Here is a 16,274-nt window from a genome sequence, read left to right on the forward strand (position 1 = left end):
CCCCACCTTTGTCTTAATTTGATTCTTCCAATGCAGCAAGTAAATCTGCAGGTTTTAAATAGCCGCCAATCACCTCACCGGTTGAGGTAACAATGCTTGGTGTTCCACGCACACCGAATTGCACCCCTAATTCATAATGTTTTTTCACGATATTTGGCGTTTTCAGTACTTTGGGTAAGTTGCCTTTTTCTGCTTCATTCAGCGCAAATACAGGATCTTTTGCCGTCCAAATCGCTTCCATTTGTTTTGCTGTTTCCGTGTTCATACCGGCACGGGGGAAAGCTAAATAACGCACGGTAATCCCCAAATCATTATAGGCGTTCACCTGCTGATGTAATAAATGGCAATAATGGCAGGTAATATCCATAAACACCGTGACAACGTGTTTTTCATTTTTTGCCGGATAAACGATCATTTCGTTTTTATAAGCATTGAGTTTATCCATTAAAAGTTTACCTGAAACATCCACCGGCCCTTTGTTCGTTAAGGCGTAAAGTTTGCCTTGAAAGGCATATTTTCCATCTTCGGTGACATAAATAATGCCTTCATCGGTCACCGCCGTTTTAATACCGGAGACAGGGGAATTTTTAATCTCAATATGCGTTGCGCCAAGGGCTTTCAGCTGGCTTTGAATTGCCGCATCATCTGCCATCGCATTGAGCGTTATACCACATAAAAGTGCGGTTAAAATTTTATTCATTTTTTATTCCTAAATTCACGCAACAAGAAAGGTTGAAATTATAAAGAGATTGCTAATTTGTGCAAGCCTCGCTACCCAAAAATCCGAAAATAGCATATAATCCGCAAAATTTTGAATAAACTCAATTGATTATGTTTGAAATAAATCCTGTAAAAAATAAAATTACCGACCTTTCCGACCGCACTTCGGTGCTTAGGGGGTATCTTTGACTTCGATGCCAAAGTTGAGCGATTAGAAGAAGTCAATGCCGAATTAGAACAACCCGATGTTTGGAATGATCCTGATAAAGCCCAAGGGTTAGGAAAAGAGCGGGTTTCCCTCGAACAAGTTGTTAACACCATTAAACATTTGGAACAAGGTTTGGAAGATGTGGACGGTTTGCTTGAACTTGCCGTAGAAGCGGAAGACCAAGAAACCTTCAATGAAGCCGTGGCAGAATTAACCGACCTTGAACAACAACTGGAGAAATTAGAGTTTCGCCGTATGTTTAGTGGAGAACACGATGCCTGCGACTGCTATATCGATTTGCAAGCCGGCTCCGGCGGCACAGAAGCGCAAGACTGGACAGAAATGTTGTTGCGAATGTATTTGCGTTGGGCGGAAAGCAAGGGTTTTAAAACCGAATTAATGGAAGTTTCAGACGCTGATGTAGCCGGATTGAAATCTGCCACCGTCAAAGTGACAGGTGAATATGCTTTCGGTTGGTTACGAACAGAAACCGGTATTCATCGTTTGGTGCGTAAAAGCCCTTTTGATTCCAATAACCGCCGTCATACCTCTTTTAGTGCGGCTTTCGTCTATCCCGAAATTGATGATGATATTGATATTGAAATCAACCCGGCGGATTTGCGTATTGATGTTTATCGAGCCTCAGGAGCCGGTGGTCAGCACGTCAATAAAACCGAAAGTGCGGTGCGAATTACCCATATGCCGAGCGGTATTGTGGTGCAATGTCAAAATGATCGTTCCCAACACAAAAATAAAGATCAAGCCATGAAACAACTTAAAGCGAAGTTGTATGAATTGGAATTGCAAAAGAAAAATGCCGATAAACAAGCCATGGAAGACAATAAATCCGACATTGGTTGGGGAAGCCAAATTCGTTCCTATGTGTTGGATGATTCCCGTATCAAAGATTTACGCACCGGCGTAGAAAACCGCAATACCCAAGCGGTGCTAGACGGTGATTTAGATCGTTTTATTGAAGCCAGTTTAAAAGCCGGATTGTAAATAACACTTTCCTATCCCGAAGGGACGAAAGGAGTGAAAAATCTCTCCTCATAGCCTCTGTAAACGGGTAAAGCCAAGAAATGATTTATTTTAAGAAAGGTAAACAAAAATGTCAGAACAAGAAATCAAAGAATTGGATCTTAACGGCGAAATGTTGGTACGCCGTGAAAAATTAGCGGCATTACGCGCCAAAGGCAATGCTTTTCCAAACCAATTCCGCCGTGATGCTCTCGCCCAAGATTTACACGATAAATACGATGGGGAAGAAGGCGAAGCATTAAAAGAAAAAAATATTGAAGTGGCGGTGGCAGGTCGTATTATGACCCGCCGTGCCATGGGAAAAGCCACGTTTATTACCCTTCAGGATATGAGCGGTAAAATTCAGCTTTATGTCGCCCGAGATAATCTCCCTGAAGGGATTTATAAAGAAGAGGTCGGCACTTGGGATTTAGGCGATATTGTTGGTATTAAAGGCACTTTATTTAAAACCAAAACAGACGAACTTACGGTGAAAGCCACGGAAGTTCAGTTATTAACCAAAGCCCTCCGCCCTTTACCGGATAAATTCCATGGTTTAACCGACCAAGAAGTACGTTATCGCCAACGCTACTTAGATTTAATTTCAAATGAAGAATCCCGCCGTACCTTTATTATTCGTTCTAAAGTGGTTGCCGGTATTCGTGAATATTTCCTTTCTAAAGGTTTTATGGAAGTGGAAACCCCAATGTTGCAAGTGATCCCGGGCGGTGCGGCAGCGCGTCCTTTCGTCACCCACCACAACGCCCTTGATGTGGATATGTATTTGCGTATTGCTCCAGAACTTTATTTAAAACGTTTGGTTGTCGGTGGCTTTGAACGGGTATTTGAACTTAACCGTAATTTCCGTAATGAAGGGGTTTCTGTGCGCCATAACCCGGAATTTACGATGCTTGAATACTATCAAGCCTATGCGGATTATCACGATTTAATGGATAACACGGAAGAATTATTGCGTAAATTGGCCCTTGATATTCTTGGTACAACCATTGTGAAATACGGTGAATACGAATTCGATTTTGGTAAACCTTTCGAGCGTATTACATTACATGATGCCACTCTAAAATACGGCGCAGATAAAGGCATTGTCAAAGAGGATTTATATGATTTTGACCGTGCAAAAGCCACGGCAGAACGTTTAGGCATTGAAGTGCAAAAATCTTGGGGATTAGGCAGTATCGTCAATGCGATTTTTGAAGAAGTGGCAGAACATCACCTTATTCAGCCCACATTCTTAATGGCTCATCCGGCGGAAATTTCCCCGCTCGCACGCCGTAATGATGAAAATCCGGAAGTCACCGACCGTTTTGAGCTGTTTATTGGTGGACGTGAAATTGGTAATGGTTTCTCTGAATTAAACGATGCAGAAGATCAAAATGAACGTTTTGATGCGCAGGTTGCCGCCAAAGAAGCCGGTGATGATGAAGCGATGTTTAAAGATGAAGACTTTGTGGTAGCCCTCGAACACGGCTTACCGCCTACAGCCGGTGAAGGTTTGGGGATTGACCGCTTAGCGATGCTTTATGCCAATGCCCCTTCCATCCGTGATGTGATTTTATTCCCGGCAATGCGTCAAAAATAAGATAAAAATTTTACTGATTAAAAAGCCCTGTATCATACAGGGCTTAATTTTTGGATTTTACTAACCCATATATTCCATCTCTTTCCTAAAAACTTTCCGACAAAGTGCGGTTAAAATTAAAAGAGAATCGCTATAAATTTTTAACTTCTCAGCGTTTCATAAATGGTTTCTGCCAATTTTTTTGAAATGCCCGGCACAGAGGCAATTTCATCCAATGTGGCTTTTTTCACCCCTTGTAACCCCCCAAGGTATTTCAACAAGGCTTGGCGACGTTTTGCCCCCACCCCTTCAATGGTTTCCAGCCCACTTTGGGTGAAGGCATTTTGACGTTTTTTACGGTGTCCGCTAATGGCGTGATGGTGGCTTTCATCACGAATATGTTGGATTAAATGTAAAGCAAGACTATCATCAGGCAAATGAATTTCACGATGTTGTTTGCTGATAATCAATACTTCTTGCCCTGCCCGGCGGTCAACGCCTTTTGCCACCCCAATTAAGTGCGGTCGGTTTTTGTCCCATTTTACATTCAACCTCTCAAACACCGCCAAAGCGCGATTCAGTTGCCCTTTTCCACCATCAATAAAGATCACATCAGGAATTTTTTCTTCTTCCAAATCACGGTCATAACGTTTTTTCAGCGCCTGCTCCATTGCGGCATAATCATCTCCCCCGGTAATGCCCTCAATATTAAATCGGCGATAATCGGATTTTAACGGCCCTTCTTGGTTAAACACCACACAAGAGGCCACCGTTTGGTTCCCCATGGTATGGCTAATATCAAAACATTCCATTCGCTTAATTTCCGACATACCCAGTAATTCGCATAATGCTTGATAACGCTCAGACATGCGTGAGGATTGTTTGAGTTGGGTTGCCAAAGCGGCTTTGGCATTCACCTGTGCCAATTGCAGATATTTTCCTTTATCCCCTTTTACACTTTCTTGGATCGTCACTTTTCTGCCCGCTTGCTCTGTAAGCAGGGTTTCTAATTCAGCTTTTTCCTTAAGTTTTCTATCCACAATAATGCTGTTTGGAATGCTTCTGCCTTGGTGCCCTTGTAAATAAAATTGCCCCACAAAGGTTTCCGTTAGCTCAGAAAGATCGGTATTGGCCGGCACTTTAGGGAAATAACTACGATTGCCCAACACTTTTCCTTGGCGGATAAACATCACCTGCACACAAGCCAAGCCGTGTTGATAGGCAATGGACATGATATCCATATCATCTAACCGCTCATTAGAGACAAACTGTTTTTCAATCACTGAACGCACCGCTTGGATTTGATCCCGATAGCGTGCAGCTTGCTCAAAATCCAACTCACGACTTGCCTGATCCATTTTGCCAATCAAATAATCCAACACCTGCTGATCTTTGCCTTGCAAAAACAGGCGAGCCAGTTCCACTTGTTGTGAATACGCCTCATCGGTTACATAGCCTGCGACACAAGGTGCCAAGCAACGCCCAATTTGATATTGCAAGCAAGGGCGCGAACGATTGCTATAAACAGAGTTTTCACACTGTCGTACCGGAAATAATTTTTGCAATAAAGATAAGCTCTCCCGCACCGCCCCGGCGTGGGGATAAGGCCCAAAATACTCACCGGCAATTTTTTTAGCACCACGGTAAGCCGTTATACGGGGGTGAGTGTCTTTGGTTAATAAAATAAAAGGATAGGATTTATCATCACGCAATAGCACGTTATAACGGGGCTGATAGAGCTTGATGAAATTGTGTTCTAACAATAAAGCTTCGGTTTCAGACGAGGTGATGGTGGTATCAATATGATGAATAGCCGCAACCAAAGCCTCGGTTTTTTTACTGCTGAGATTGGTGCGGAAATAACTCGACAGACGCTTTTTTAAATCTTTGGCTTTGCCCACATAAATCACTTGATCTTTATCGTCATACATACGATAAACACCGGGTTCATGGGAAACCGTTGTCAGAAATTTTTTCGCATCAAACATCTTAATTTGCCGCTAAAATTGACCGCACTTTTTCTAAATCTTCAGGTGTGTCCACCCCCACTGCCGGCACGGCTTTCGCCAATTCCAAGTGGATTCGTTCCCCATTCCAAAGTACACGCAATTGTTCCAGTTTTTCTAAATTTTCTAAGGCTGTTGGTGCCCATTGCACATATTTTTTGATAAAACCGGCACGGTAGGCATAAAGACCGATATGGCGTAGATACCCCTCCGTTAAAGTGGCTTTTGTCATCTCTTGCAAGCCCATAAATTGATCCCGATCGTAAGGGATAACCGAGCGGGAAAAATACAGCACATAGCCATCTTTGTCTGTCACAACTTTTACCACATTAGGGTTAAACAATTCTTCTGCCTCATTAATTTTCACTGCCAAGGTTGCCATATTCACCTGAAATTTCACTAAGTTTTCCGCGACCTGACGCACGATCACCGGTGGAATAAGGGGTTCATCACCTTGAATATTCACAATAATTTCATCATCAGAAATGGCAAGCTTTTCCACCACTTCTGCCAAACGCTCCGTACCGGAATTATGCTGTTCTGAGGTCATACAGACTTCTGCCCCAAAATCTTGCGCAACCTTTGCCACTTTTTCATTATCGGTTGCAATAATCACACGCGTTGCACCTGATTGTTGTGCTTTTTCAAAGACATGTTGAATCATCGGCTTTCCGGCGATTTCGGCAAGGGGTTTACCCGGTAAACGGGAGGAGGCAAAACGGGCAGGGATAATAACGCTAAATGACATACAGTATTCCTTTCATAATTGAGGTAAAGCAAACGCCAATATGGGGCGCTACTCTTCGATTTTTTCTGCTTTTTCGGCAATGAGTATCGCTACCCCTTTTTCAATGGGATAAGCCAACTGCTCATAGCGACAAATTAACCGCTGATTTTTCGCATCATATTGCAGACGAGCCAAGCAACGGGGACAGGCGATAAGTTCAAGCAATTTGGGATTAATCGATTCAGGCATTTTTATCTCGCTCCACCAATGCCTCTATTTTTTTCCAAAAGTGCGGTAACTTTTCACCCTGTTTTTCAGCCTCAACGATCTCGGCTTCCACCGGTATATACCACCAATTGTCTTGGGCAAAGGCTTGGCATTTTACTGCATCTTTTTCCGTCATAAAAAGCGGTTGATCTGACGGAAATGCAGCGAGCTGTGCGGCATCAAAATGTTGATGATCTTGGAAACCTTGGGTTTGTATCAAGGCTATACCTAATTTTTCCAACATGCTGAAAAAGCGTGGCGGATGGCCTATACCGGCAATGGCTGATCCCGATTGAAACTCACTCAAAGGGCGTTTTTCATTGGTTTTTAAGTGAATCGCATAATGAGGCACTAAGCGCATCAGTGCATCGGAATAGCGATTTTTACCGCCATTGGTTATCACAAAATCCACGGTTTTTAAACGGCTTGGCAATTCACGCAAAGGGCCTGCCGGTAACACAAAGCCATTACCAAGGGCACGCTTTGCATCCATCACGACAATTTCGATATCACGTTGCAATGAATAATGCTGTAATCCATCATCTGAAATAATGATATCGCAATCACAATGTTTCAAAAGTAATTCAATGGCCTGTCGGCGATTTGCTGAAATCACCACCGGCACACCGGTGCGTTTTGCGATAAGTACGGGTTCATCGCCCCCCTCAATAGGGTCGGTTTCTGCACTCACTAGCAAGGGATAGGTTTTTGCTTTGCTACCATAACCACGGGAAATCACACCGACACGCCACCCCCGTTTTTTTATTTCTTCCGAAAGCCATACCACCACCGGTGTTTTTCCATTCCCTCCCACCGATAAATTCCCGACCACCACAACAGGTTTAGGTGCGCGGTAGGAGGTCTTGATCCCAAGAGAAAATAATGCCCGTCGAATTTGGCTGATGAACCAAAATACCAATGAAAACGGCAAAAGAAGCCAAGCAAGTTTTGAGTTGGAGTACCAAAATGGCATATATATTCCTCTCAAAGTGCGGATAAAATAACGCAGGTTTTCAACCTACGTTAAAGCTAGCCACTAAACTGCATGCTATGCAATTGTTTATAAGCGCCCTCTAAAGCGAGCAGTTCATGATGATTACCCCGTTCACGAATTTCTCCGTGTTCAATCACTAAAATTTCATCGGCATTTTCAATGGTGGATAAACGATGAGCAATCACAAGGACGGTACGATCTTTTTTCAATTTATCCAATGCCAATTGAATCGCCCGTTCAGATTCCGTATCAAGGGCTGAGGTGGCTTCATCTAAAATTAACACCGGCGAATTACGCAATAAAGCTCTGGCAATGGCCAAACGTTGACGTTGCCCACCGGATAAACTCGCCCCATTTTCACCGATAACCGTATCAAAACCTTGTGGTAATTTTTCAATAAACTCCAAGGCATAGGCGGCTTTGGCGGCGGCGATAATTTCCTCACGGCTGTATTTATCTTTGGCCGCATAAGCAATATTGTTGGCAATGGTATCGTTAAACAAATGCACTTGTTGTGAAACTACGGCACAATTTTGACGTAAATTAGATAAACGGTAATCTTGAATATTCACCCCATCAAGCAGAATTTCGCCTTGTGAAATATCGTAAAAACGGGTGACAAGATTTGCAATGGTGGATTTCCCTGAACCGGAACGTCCCACCAATGCCACGGTTTTACCCGCCGGAATGTTAAATGAAATCTGATTTAAGGCGAGTTCATTTTTACCTTGGTAGGCAAAACTCACATTTTTAAATTCCAACTCGCCTTTTGCAGGTTCGGCTTTATAGCTCCCCTTATCCTTTTCCGTTTCCAAATCCAAAATGGCAAATAAGGTTTGGCAAGCCGCCATCCCCCGTTGAAATTGCGAATTAACATTTGTTAAAGATTTCAGTGGACGCATCATAGCCAACATTGAGGAAAACACCACGGTAAAAGAACCGGCACTTAAATGATCATCAGCAATTAACGGTGTTGTCGCCAAATAAAGCACGGCGGCTAAGGCAAGAGAGGCGATAATTTGTACTACCGGATCAGAAATGGCATCGGCGGTCACCATTTTCATTCCTTTACGGCGCATATCGTTGCTGACCTGATTAAAACGTTCCTCTTCCACATACTGTCCGCCAAAGGACAACACCACTTTATGCCCTTTTAACATTTGCTCTGTAGTAGAGGTAAGCTCTCCCATGGAGTCTTGTAAATTTTTACTCAGTTTACGGAAGATTTTTGACACTATACGAATTAGCACGGCGATAATCGGCCCAATCACAAAAAGCACCAAAGTCAATTCCCAACTGGTATAAAACATCACTACAAGTAAGGAAAGAATATATGCCCCTTCACGCACAATCGTAACAAGTGAATTAGAAGAAGAATTGGCAATCATTTCGGAATCATAGGTGATACGGGAAAGTAATTTTCCTGAAGGATTGCTGTCGAAAAAGCTCACCGGCATAAACATAAGGTGTTTAAATAATCGGCGGCGCATCGTCATCACCACTTTGCCTGACACCCAAGCCAAACAATAGTTAGAGATAAAGCTGGTCAAGCCCCGCAAAAAAATCATCCCAACCACAACAAAGGCCATGATTTTCAAAAAACTATGATCCGTTTTACCAAATCCCTCATCAAGTAAGGGTTTTAATAAATAAATTAAGCCGGAATCGGCTAAAGCATTCAGCACAAGGGCTACAGCGGCGACCACTAATCCGGATTTAAAAGGTTTAATCATAGGCCACAAACGTTTGAAGGTTTGCATTGTGGAGAGGTCTTTATCTTGCATTTTTTGATCTTGCATAGTCATTATCTTCCGAAAAAAATCCGTTGCATTGTACCTTTTATTCCGTTGATAATCCAATCGGACGAGCATACCAAGGAGAAAACGCTTTCCTTTGGTGTGAAACTTTCCATTTATTATGATAAAAACTAACACGAATCTGCCCCGAAACCGCCGTATTTTCGACCGCACTTTGATACTGTTTAAGCCTTTCCATCACAGAAGAATGTGGAAATTTCCATGGATTCCAACGCCCGGCGGAAATAACCGCAAGATCGGGACGGGTTTGTTTCAACAAAAATTCCCCGGTAGAGGTTTTGCTGCCGTGATGCCCCACTAGCAAGACATCAATTTTCCCCAAAGTGCGGGCAAAAATCCGCTCATTTTGCATTTCCGCATCACCGGTAAGCAATACGCGATATTGACCGTCCTCAACAAGAATCACGCAAGAATGAGAATTTTCGGCACGCTTGACCGGCGTTTTAGGAGAAAGCACTTGAAAGTGGAGACCTTGCCATTGCCACTTGTTGCCCGCCACACAAAAAGTGCGGTCGGTTTCGCCATAGTTTTTCTCTGAAGGGCTGATTAATGTGACATGGGGAAACCGCTGTAATATTGCCCTTGCTCCGCCTGAATGGTCGTTATCATCATGGCTCAAAATAAGCTTATCCAATTGAATCCCCTCACGTTGCAAGTAAGGCAAAATCTCCAATTCAGCCATAGAACCGCCTTTCCATGCTGCCCCACTGTCATATAAAATTCCCCGACCATTTTTAACGATCAAGGTTGCCAAGCCCTGCCCTACATCCAGCGTATCAAGTTGCCAAAGTGGTTTTTGATATTGTCGGCAAGCAAAAACGGATAGCGATAACAGGGCAATGCCGATTGAAGTGCCGATCCCTTGTTTCTTCTGAATAACAGGCAAAGGTTGAAGCGTTAAGGTGAAAAATCCTGAGGGTTTAAGCGGTGAAAGTGGTTTTTCACGATAAATCCAATAAATGAGAAAAGCAAAAAACAGGCTGGAAAGTGCGGTCAAAATAAAGGAGAAATTCAGCGAAATATCCACCCAAGTTCCCTGAAAAAAAGCAAGAATTCGGGTTATACCCTCCGCTAAGGCGTTCGCTAATTGCCAGGCATAGGCAGCACCATTTGTCAACACGGCAAACAAAATCAAAGGAACCAACAAAAAACTATAAAGCGGAACGGCGATTAGATTGGCGAGAAAACCATTCAATGCCACTCCATTAAACAACAGCAGTTGTATCGGGGTAAATAGCAGTAATAAACCAAACTGTAAATGAAACAGCCCCAAAATCCACCGCACTTTTTTCGGAAAAGGACGGTGTTGCCATTGAAACAAGGAAAAAGGCAGGTAACGATACCAAATGATCAGACAACATACCGCCCCAGCCGAAAGCCAAAAACTTACCGAAAGGGGCATAAGCGGATCACAAAACAGGAGAAATGCCACCACTAAAATAAACAGCCGGAAAGGTGAATAATACCGCCGAGATATTTGTAACCCAAAAACAAAAACCAAGGCTGACATCGCCCGAAAAGTAGGAATACTTATGCCTGCGAGGGTGGCATAAAATATGGCAAAAATCACGCCGGATAACAAAGGTAAAAAAGGCGTGATAAATCTTGAGGGCAGAAAAAATTGTACCATTCGCATCAGTAAAAATCCGATCCCCATTGCCAATCCAATATGCAGCCCCGAAATTGCTATGAGATGAGCGGTGTTGGTTTGTCGATAAACCTGCCAAGTGGTTTTGTCTAACCAAGCACGTTCACCAAAGGCTAGGGCGAGCAATAATCCTTGCGAAGATAAATTTTCCGTTTGTTGCAGCGTCTGTTGCAATTTTTTCTCCCGCCATGAAAAATCATCGCCAATTTTAACCGCACTTTTTAACGTACCCGTAGCAATCACACCTTTGGAAAAATACCATTGTTGACGATCGAATCCCCCCGAATTCAATCGGGCAGAAAGCGGTCGGAGAGAAACCTCCCCTCGCCACCGCTGCCCTAAGAAAGGACGTTCTTTCGCTTTCCAATTCAAAAAAATACGTTGCGGTTTTCCTCCCTCTTCTAACACCGTGTGCGCAATTAAAGTTTGATATTCTTGTTGGTGCAATATTTCCTCAATAGTCAATTCCAATTGCTGTTTTCTTACTGAAATATTCTCCGCCTGATGCAATAAATCCAATGCGAAAGAATGCACGTAACCCAATGCCAAGACAAAAATATTTACCCCGAGAAAAAAGTGAAAAAGTGCGATTCTTTTAAAATAACGAAAGCAAAGTGCGGTTGGAATAAGGATTAAATGACAAAGCAGCATTGGTTTTATACCAATGAGCATAAAATCAGGCAAAAATATTAGCGACAGGGAGGCTACAATTATACAGATTGCTAAGGTAAATACCGTAGGCATGAAAACAAAATTGAACACTAAATGACCTGTACGCTACCTCCTCTCAAGAGAGTCTACAATCTCCCCACACTAATTTTGCGACATTGATCGCAAAATCAAATTTTAATGAGGAAATTTTATTTGCTAAAAGCAAAAAGTTTTGCTATTTATATCGCCCTCAAAAAATCGGGTTCTCAATAAAGCAATAGAGAACAAAGTGTAAACTATGACAGGAAGTCGTGAATTTCACGCTTAAATTCTGTTCGTATTAGGAGTGAGATATGTCAAAAGCAACGTTAAGTTTATTAGAGCTGGCCGGTGTAAAACCATATCAACCAAAAAAAAATGAAAAATACATGAATGAAAATCAGATTCTTCATTTTAAAAAAATCTTAACGGCTTGGCACGAACAAATCGTGGAAGAGGCTTCACGTACCGTTGCGCATATGCAGGATGAAGCGGCAAACTTTCCGGATCCGGCTGATCGTGCGACTCAGGAAGAGGAGTTCAGCCTAGAATTACGCAACCGTGATCGCGAGCGTAAATTAATGAAAAAAATTGAATCTACATTGAAAAAACTAGATACCGATGATTTCGGTTACTGCGATTCCTGCGGCGAGGAAATCGGCATTCGTCGTTTGGAAGCCCGTCCAACGGCAGATTTGTGTATCGACTGTAAAACCCTTGCGGAAATTCGTGAAAAGCAAGTTGCCGGTTAATTTATTCTGTTAGAAAAAACGAAAGTGCGGTCAAAATTGACCGCACTTTTTGCATTTTTACGGCATTAGTAACAAATGAAATGCACAACAACCATCAAAAATAAGTGGGAAATACTATATTTCTTGCAAAATAAAGAATAAAAATTAACCGTTTTGGATATATTTTTTATCCGATTGATTGATTTTAAAACTAAAATGCGCCGCCTTAATTTGTATTGACACAGGAGATTTTATGAAAAAAACAGCAATTGCACTTGCATTAGGTGCATTAACCTTAACCAGTAGCAATCTTTATGCGAAAGCAGGCGATACGGTCGAGATTGCCGAACCCTTTAAAGCCACAATTTTAGTGGAAGGTTTAGAAAGCCCATGGGAAATGCTTTGGGGGAAAGATAACCAAATTTGGGTGACAGAACGTCAAGGCAAAAACATTGCCAAAATCGATCCAAAAACCGGTAAACGTACTCCGCTTTATCATTTTGAAAATGTCGTCGCCGCTCCTCCGCATCAAGGCGTGTTAGGTATGGCATTTGACCCGGATTTCTTATCGGGCAAAGGCGAAAACTATCTTTATACTGCTTATACTTATGATGAAGGCGATAAGAAATTCGCCCGTATTGTGCGTTTAACCTACGATCAAAAAGCAGACAAATTATCCAACGAAACCATTGTGATGGATAAAATTCCGGCAAGCAATGACCACAACTCCGGTCGCTTACGCGTTGGGCCGGATGGCAAACTTTATTACACCATCGGTGACCAAGGTCATAACCAAGGCAAACACGTTGATAAACCAATTCAATCTCAAGATTTACCAACCGCAGAGCAAGTTGCTAATCATGACTATTCACTTTATGTCGGTAAAATCTTACGTTTAAATACCGATGGCTCAATTCCTGAAGATAACCCGGAATTAAATGGGGTGAAAAGCCACGTTTATGCTTATGGTTTCCGTAATACACAAGGTTTAGCCTTTGTCGGCGATAACTTATTTGCAGTAGAACACGGCCCATCTTCTGATGACGAATTAAACCGTATCGAAAAAGGCGGTAACTATGGCTGGCCAAATGTTGCCGGTTTCAAAGATGATTCAGGCTATGTGTATGCCAACTGGTCGGCAGCACCAAAAGAATTACAGGCGAAATTCAATCCGAATATCATTCCTGAAGGTGTACCGGTTCAACAAGAAAGTGAATTTAAAGCGGAAAACTTTAAAGCACCGCAAAAATCCTTCTTCACTGTGCCAAATGGTTACAACTATTCCGATGAAAACTGTGGCGATTTAGCTTTCTTATGCTGGCCTACAATTGCACCATCAAGCATTATTTACTATCCGAAAGACGGTAAAATCAAAGAGTGGCAAAACTCTCTTCTAATCACCACCTTGAAAAATGGTGCGATTTACCGTGTAAATTTAGACGGTAAATCAGAGCAGGTGCAAGGCGATTTCAGCAAGCATTTCAAAACCAACAACCGCTATCGTAATGTGGTAATCGGCAACGACACAGGTAAAATCTATGTGGCAACCGATGCGGTTGGTTACGGCATTGGTAAAGACCAAAAACCAAATACCGAAATGCAAAATAAAGGTGCAATTATTGTCTTTGAATACACCGGTAAATAATCAACCCCATAAGGCATACTATTAAGGATGTAGGTGCAAATATTATTGCACCTACTTTTTTTGAGGAACACAAAAATGAAAAAAACCGCATTAGCCTTACTTGTCGCCAATCTCCCTTTTATCGCTTCGGCACAAAGCGACAGTATGCAATTAGATGAAATAAAAGTGACCGCGATTCGCAGCGAGATGAATCCATTCCAAAGCCCAGCTTCCATTGCAGTGGTAGAAGGAAAAGAGATTCAAGCCCAAAGCAAGATGAATGTGAATTTCAGCGAAGCGTTGCAAGGTATTCCCGGTTTGGTTGCCACCTCTCGTGATAACTATGCTCAAGATATCAACCTTTCCACCCGTGGTTCACGCACCAGTGTGCGCGGTGTGCGGATTTATGTGGACGGTATTCCTGCCACCATGCCGGACGGACAAGGCGTTACCACACATATTGATCTCAATTCTATTGGTCAAATTGAAGTGCTAAAAGGCCCTTTCTCTTCCCTTTATGGCAACTCGTCCGCCGGCACGATTTTGGTGAAATCGGAACAAGGCAAAAATCCACCGAGTATTGAAACCAGCGTAGAAGGCGGCAGCCATCGCACTTGGCATTATGGTTTGAAAGCCCAAGGGGGCGGCGATGGTAAATATGTGCCGGCTTATATGCTGAGCGTTAATCGTTTCTCTACCACAGGTGATCGCAATCACAGTGCTGCCCGTAAAAATCAGGTTAATTTTAAACTGAATTGGGTAACGGAAAATAATGCGGAAGTGGCATTAACTTTTAATCATTCCGATATTAAAGCACAAGATCCCGGTGCCTTAAGTTATGCCCAATGGAAAGAAAACCGAGATCAAGTAGCGAGCAATATAGAAAAATATAACGCACGTAAACATGTGAAACAAAGCCAACTTGGACTCACTTACCGTCAGCAGATTAATGAAAAAAATCTTATTAACTTCACCGCTTACATGGGTGAGCGGAGACTTGAGCAATATTTACCGATTCCACGCATTGTCCAAGCCCGTGCCGGTCACGCAGGTGGGGTAATTGATTTCGACCGTACTTATTTTGGTACCGATATTTATTGGCAATATAAAGCCACAGAGAATTTCGATACCCTACTCGGCTTCGCTTTCGACTATATGCAAGATAAACGCAAAGGTTATGAAAACTTCCGAGGCACAGAAAACGGCGTGAAAGGCAATCTTCGTCGTGATGAGAAAAATAAAATCTTTAATATCGACCCTTATTTGCAAACCAACTGGGCCTTTGCGCAAGATTGGCTTTTCACCGGTGGTGTCCGCTATAGCTCTACCACCTTTAAATCCTCAGACCATTATTTAAGTAATGGCGATGACAGTGGCAGAAAACGTGATGGTAAATGGTTGCCGAGTGCGGGCATAAGCTGGCAAGGATTAGCCGATACCAATATTTACGCCTCATATAGCCGTGGTTTTGAAACCGGTACATTTTTAGAGATGAGTTATCGCCCTGACGGCGTGCCGGGTCTGAACTTCGACCTAGAACCGCTGACCAGTGATAACTACGAAATCGGTATTAAACGTGGCTTAGGCGATGGAATGCTCACTGCGGCACTTTTCCGTTCCGATACCAAAGATGATATTGTTTCCTATCGCACAGTTAATGGGCGTGCGACCTATCGCAATGCAGGTAAAACCCGTCGCCAAGGGGCGGAAATCGGCTGGCAAGGCAATGTATGGGAAGATTTAAAATTCACCTTAAGTTATACCTTCGTGGATGCACGCTTCCGTGAAACCGTCTCCACAGCCATTCAACAAGGCAACCGCATTGCAGGCGTGGCGAAACACAACGCTTATGCGGCATTAGGCTGGCATGATAAATCCGGTTGGCGACTGGGCTCCGATATCCGTTATAGCAGCAAAATTCAGGTGAATCACGCCAATACCGAATATGCCCCAAGCTATACTGTAGTCGGCACTTATGCGGGCTATTTATGGGAAACGGGTAACTGGACAATCGATACCCATGCACGCATCAATAATCTCTTTAACAAGGACTACGCCAATGTGGTGATTAATGATGCCTACGGACGTTATTACGAACCGGCATTAAAACGCAATTTTAGCCTTGGTATGAACATTAAATATCATTTCTAATCCCTAAATGGGATAAAGTGCGGTTGAATTTTGACGCATTTTCGATATTATGTAGCGTTTTCTTGAAAAGGGAAAAAGAGGGTGTGATAAAC

At 42.8% G+C, this 16,274-nt stretch carries 12 protein-coding genes; 5 read left to right on the forward strand and 7 right to left on the reverse strand.

Translation table 11 applies throughout. The features are described 5' to 3' along the window. Positions 1-13 precede the first annotated feature (13 nt). Positions 14-700 (reverse strand): bifunctional protein-disulfide isomerase/oxidoreductase DsbC, encoded by a 687-nt coding sequence (gene dsbC, locus BKK52_RS04325; RefSeq protein WP_077478038.1) that lies wholly within the window; start codon positions 698-700, stop codon positions 14-16. A 131-nt stretch (positions 701-831) separates the two neighbouring features. On the opposite strand from dsbC, the gene prfB reads away from it, so the two are divergent. Next, positions 832-1,930 (forward strand): peptide chain release factor 2 gene (gene prfB, locus BKK52_RS04335; RefSeq protein WP_143530038.1). Its coding sequence is split into 2 segments (ribosomal slippage): positions 832-906 and positions 908-1,930, totalling 1,098 coding nucleotides; the frame shifts between segments, so codons are not numbered across the junction. Between the two features lie 109 nt (positions 1,931-2,039). Next, on the forward strand, positions 2,040-3,548 hold the full coding sequence (gene lysS / locus BKK52_RS04340; RefSeq protein ID WP_077478040.1) for a lysine--tRNA ligase: 1,509 nt from the start codon (positions 2,040-2,042) through the stop codon (positions 3,546-3,548). Between the two features lie 140 nt (positions 3,549-3,688). Here lysS and uvrC read toward each other — a convergent pair whose 3' ends face one another. The 6 genes from uvrC to BKK52_RS04370 are packed head-to-tail and all read right to left on the reverse strand — an operon-like array spanning position 3,689 to position 11,730. Continuing rightward, positions 3,689-5,515: an excinuclease ABC subunit UvrC gene (uvrC, locus tag BKK52_RS04345; protein ID WP_077473476.1), complete on the reverse strand. Its 1,827-nt coding sequence runs from the start codon at positions 5,513-5,515 to the stop codon at positions 3,689-3,691. Position 5,516: 1 nt separating this feature from the next. Continuing rightward, positions 5,517-6,281: a 3-deoxy-manno-octulosonate cytidylyltransferase gene (kdsB, locus tag BKK52_RS04350; RefSeq protein WP_077473477.1), complete on the reverse strand. Its 765-nt coding sequence runs from the start codon at positions 6,279-6,281 to the stop codon at positions 5,517-5,519. A gap of 48 nt (positions 6,282-6,329) precedes the next feature. After that, a complete protein-coding gene (locus BKK52_RS04355; RefSeq protein WP_077419896.1) occupies positions 6,330-6,509 on the reverse strand; it encodes a Trm112 family protein in 180 nt (59 codons plus the stop codon). After that, positions 6,502-7,500: a tetraacyldisaccharide 4'-kinase gene (gene lpxK, locus BKK52_RS04360; RefSeq protein ID WP_077419897.1), complete on the reverse strand. Its 999-nt coding sequence runs from the start codon at positions 7,498-7,500 to the stop codon at positions 6,502-6,504. Before lpxK ends, BKK52_RS04355 begins: the two co-directional genes overlap by 8 nt. Positions 7,501-7,556: 56 nt before the next feature. Continuing rightward, complete coding sequence (gene msbA / locus BKK52_RS04365; RefSeq protein ID WP_077419903.1) at positions 7,557-9,320, reverse strand: lipid A ABC transporter ATP-binding protein/permease MsbA; 1,764 nt, start codon at positions 9,318-9,320, stop codon at positions 7,557-7,559. A 40-nt stretch (positions 9,321-9,360) separates the two neighbouring features. Then, on the reverse strand, positions 9,361-11,730 hold the full coding sequence (locus tag BKK52_RS04370; protein WP_242650009.1) for a DNA internalization-related competence protein ComEC/Rec2: 2,370 nt from the start codon (positions 11,728-11,730) through the stop codon (positions 9,361-9,363). A gap of 260 nt (positions 11,731-11,990) precedes the next feature. On the opposite strand from BKK52_RS04370, the gene dksA reads away from it, so the two are divergent. The 3 genes from dksA to BKK52_RS04385 all read left to right on the forward strand — a co-directional run bounded on the left by dksA (position 11,991) and on the right by BKK52_RS04385 (position 16,182). Further along, positions 11,991-12,428 (forward strand): RNA polymerase-binding protein DksA, encoded by a 438-nt coding sequence (gene dksA / locus BKK52_RS04375; protein WP_077419899.1) that lies wholly within the window; start codon positions 11,991-11,993, stop codon positions 12,426-12,428. 232 nt (positions 12,429-12,660) lie between these two features. After that, positions 12,661-14,052: a glucose/sorbosone family PQQ-dependent dehydrogenase gene (locus BKK52_RS04380; protein WP_077419900.1), complete on the forward strand. Its 1,392-nt coding sequence runs from the start codon at positions 12,661-12,663 to the stop codon at positions 14,050-14,052. Positions 14,053-14,127: 75 nt separating this feature from the next. Further along, positions 14,128-16,182: a TonB-dependent receptor gene (locus BKK52_RS04385; protein ID WP_077473478.1), complete on the forward strand. Its 2,055-nt coding sequence runs from the start codon at positions 14,128-14,130 to the stop codon at positions 16,180-16,182. Positions 16,183-16,274 lie beyond the last annotated feature (92 nt).

The sequence above is a fragment of the Rodentibacter trehalosifermentans genome, assembly GCF_002000545.1.
GTDB lineage: Bacteria > Pseudomonadota > Gammaproteobacteria > Enterobacterales > Pasteurellaceae > Rodentibacter > Rodentibacter trehalosifermentans.

Coding starts and splice junctions, on each gene's coding strand:
- BKK52_RS04380 (WP_077419900.1), top strand. CDS start 12,661: ATGAAAAAAACAGCAATTGCACTTGCATTAGGTGCATTAACCTTAACC.
- kdsB (WP_077473477.1), bottom strand. CDS start 6,281: ATGTCATTTAGCGTTATTATCCCTGCCCGTTTTGCCTCCTCCCGTTTA.
- BKK52_RS04355 (WP_077419896.1), bottom strand. CDS start 6,509: ATGCCTGAATCGATTAATCCCAAATTGCTTGAACTTATCGCCTGTCCC.
- BKK52_RS04385 (WP_077473478.1), top strand. CDS start 14,128: ATGAAAAAAACCGCATTAGCCTTACTTGTCGCCAATCTCCCTTTTATC.
- uvrC (WP_077473476.1), bottom strand. CDS start 5,515: ATGTTTGATGCGAAAAAATTTCTGACAACGGTTTCCCATGAACCCGGT.
- dksA (WP_077419899.1), top strand. CDS start 11,991: ATGTCAAAAGCAACGTTAAGTTTATTAGAGCTGGCCGGTGTAAAACCA.
- lysS (WP_077478040.1), top strand. CDS start 2,040: ATGTCAGAACAAGAAATCAAAGAATTGGATCTTAACGGCGAAATGTTG.
- msbA (WP_077419903.1), bottom strand. CDS start 9,320: ATGCAAGATCAAAAAATGCAAGATAAAGACCTCTCCACAATGCAAACC.
- lpxK (WP_077419897.1), bottom strand. CDS start 7,500: ATGCCATTTTGGTACTCCAACTCAAAACTTGCTTGGCTTCTTTTGCCG.
- dsbC (WP_077478038.1), bottom strand. CDS start 700: ATGAATAAAATTTTAACCGCACTTTTATGTGGTATAACGCTCAATGCG.
- BKK52_RS04370 (WP_242650009.1), bottom strand. CDS start 11,730: ATGCCTACGGTATTTACCTTAGCAATCTGTATAATTGTAGCCTCCCTG.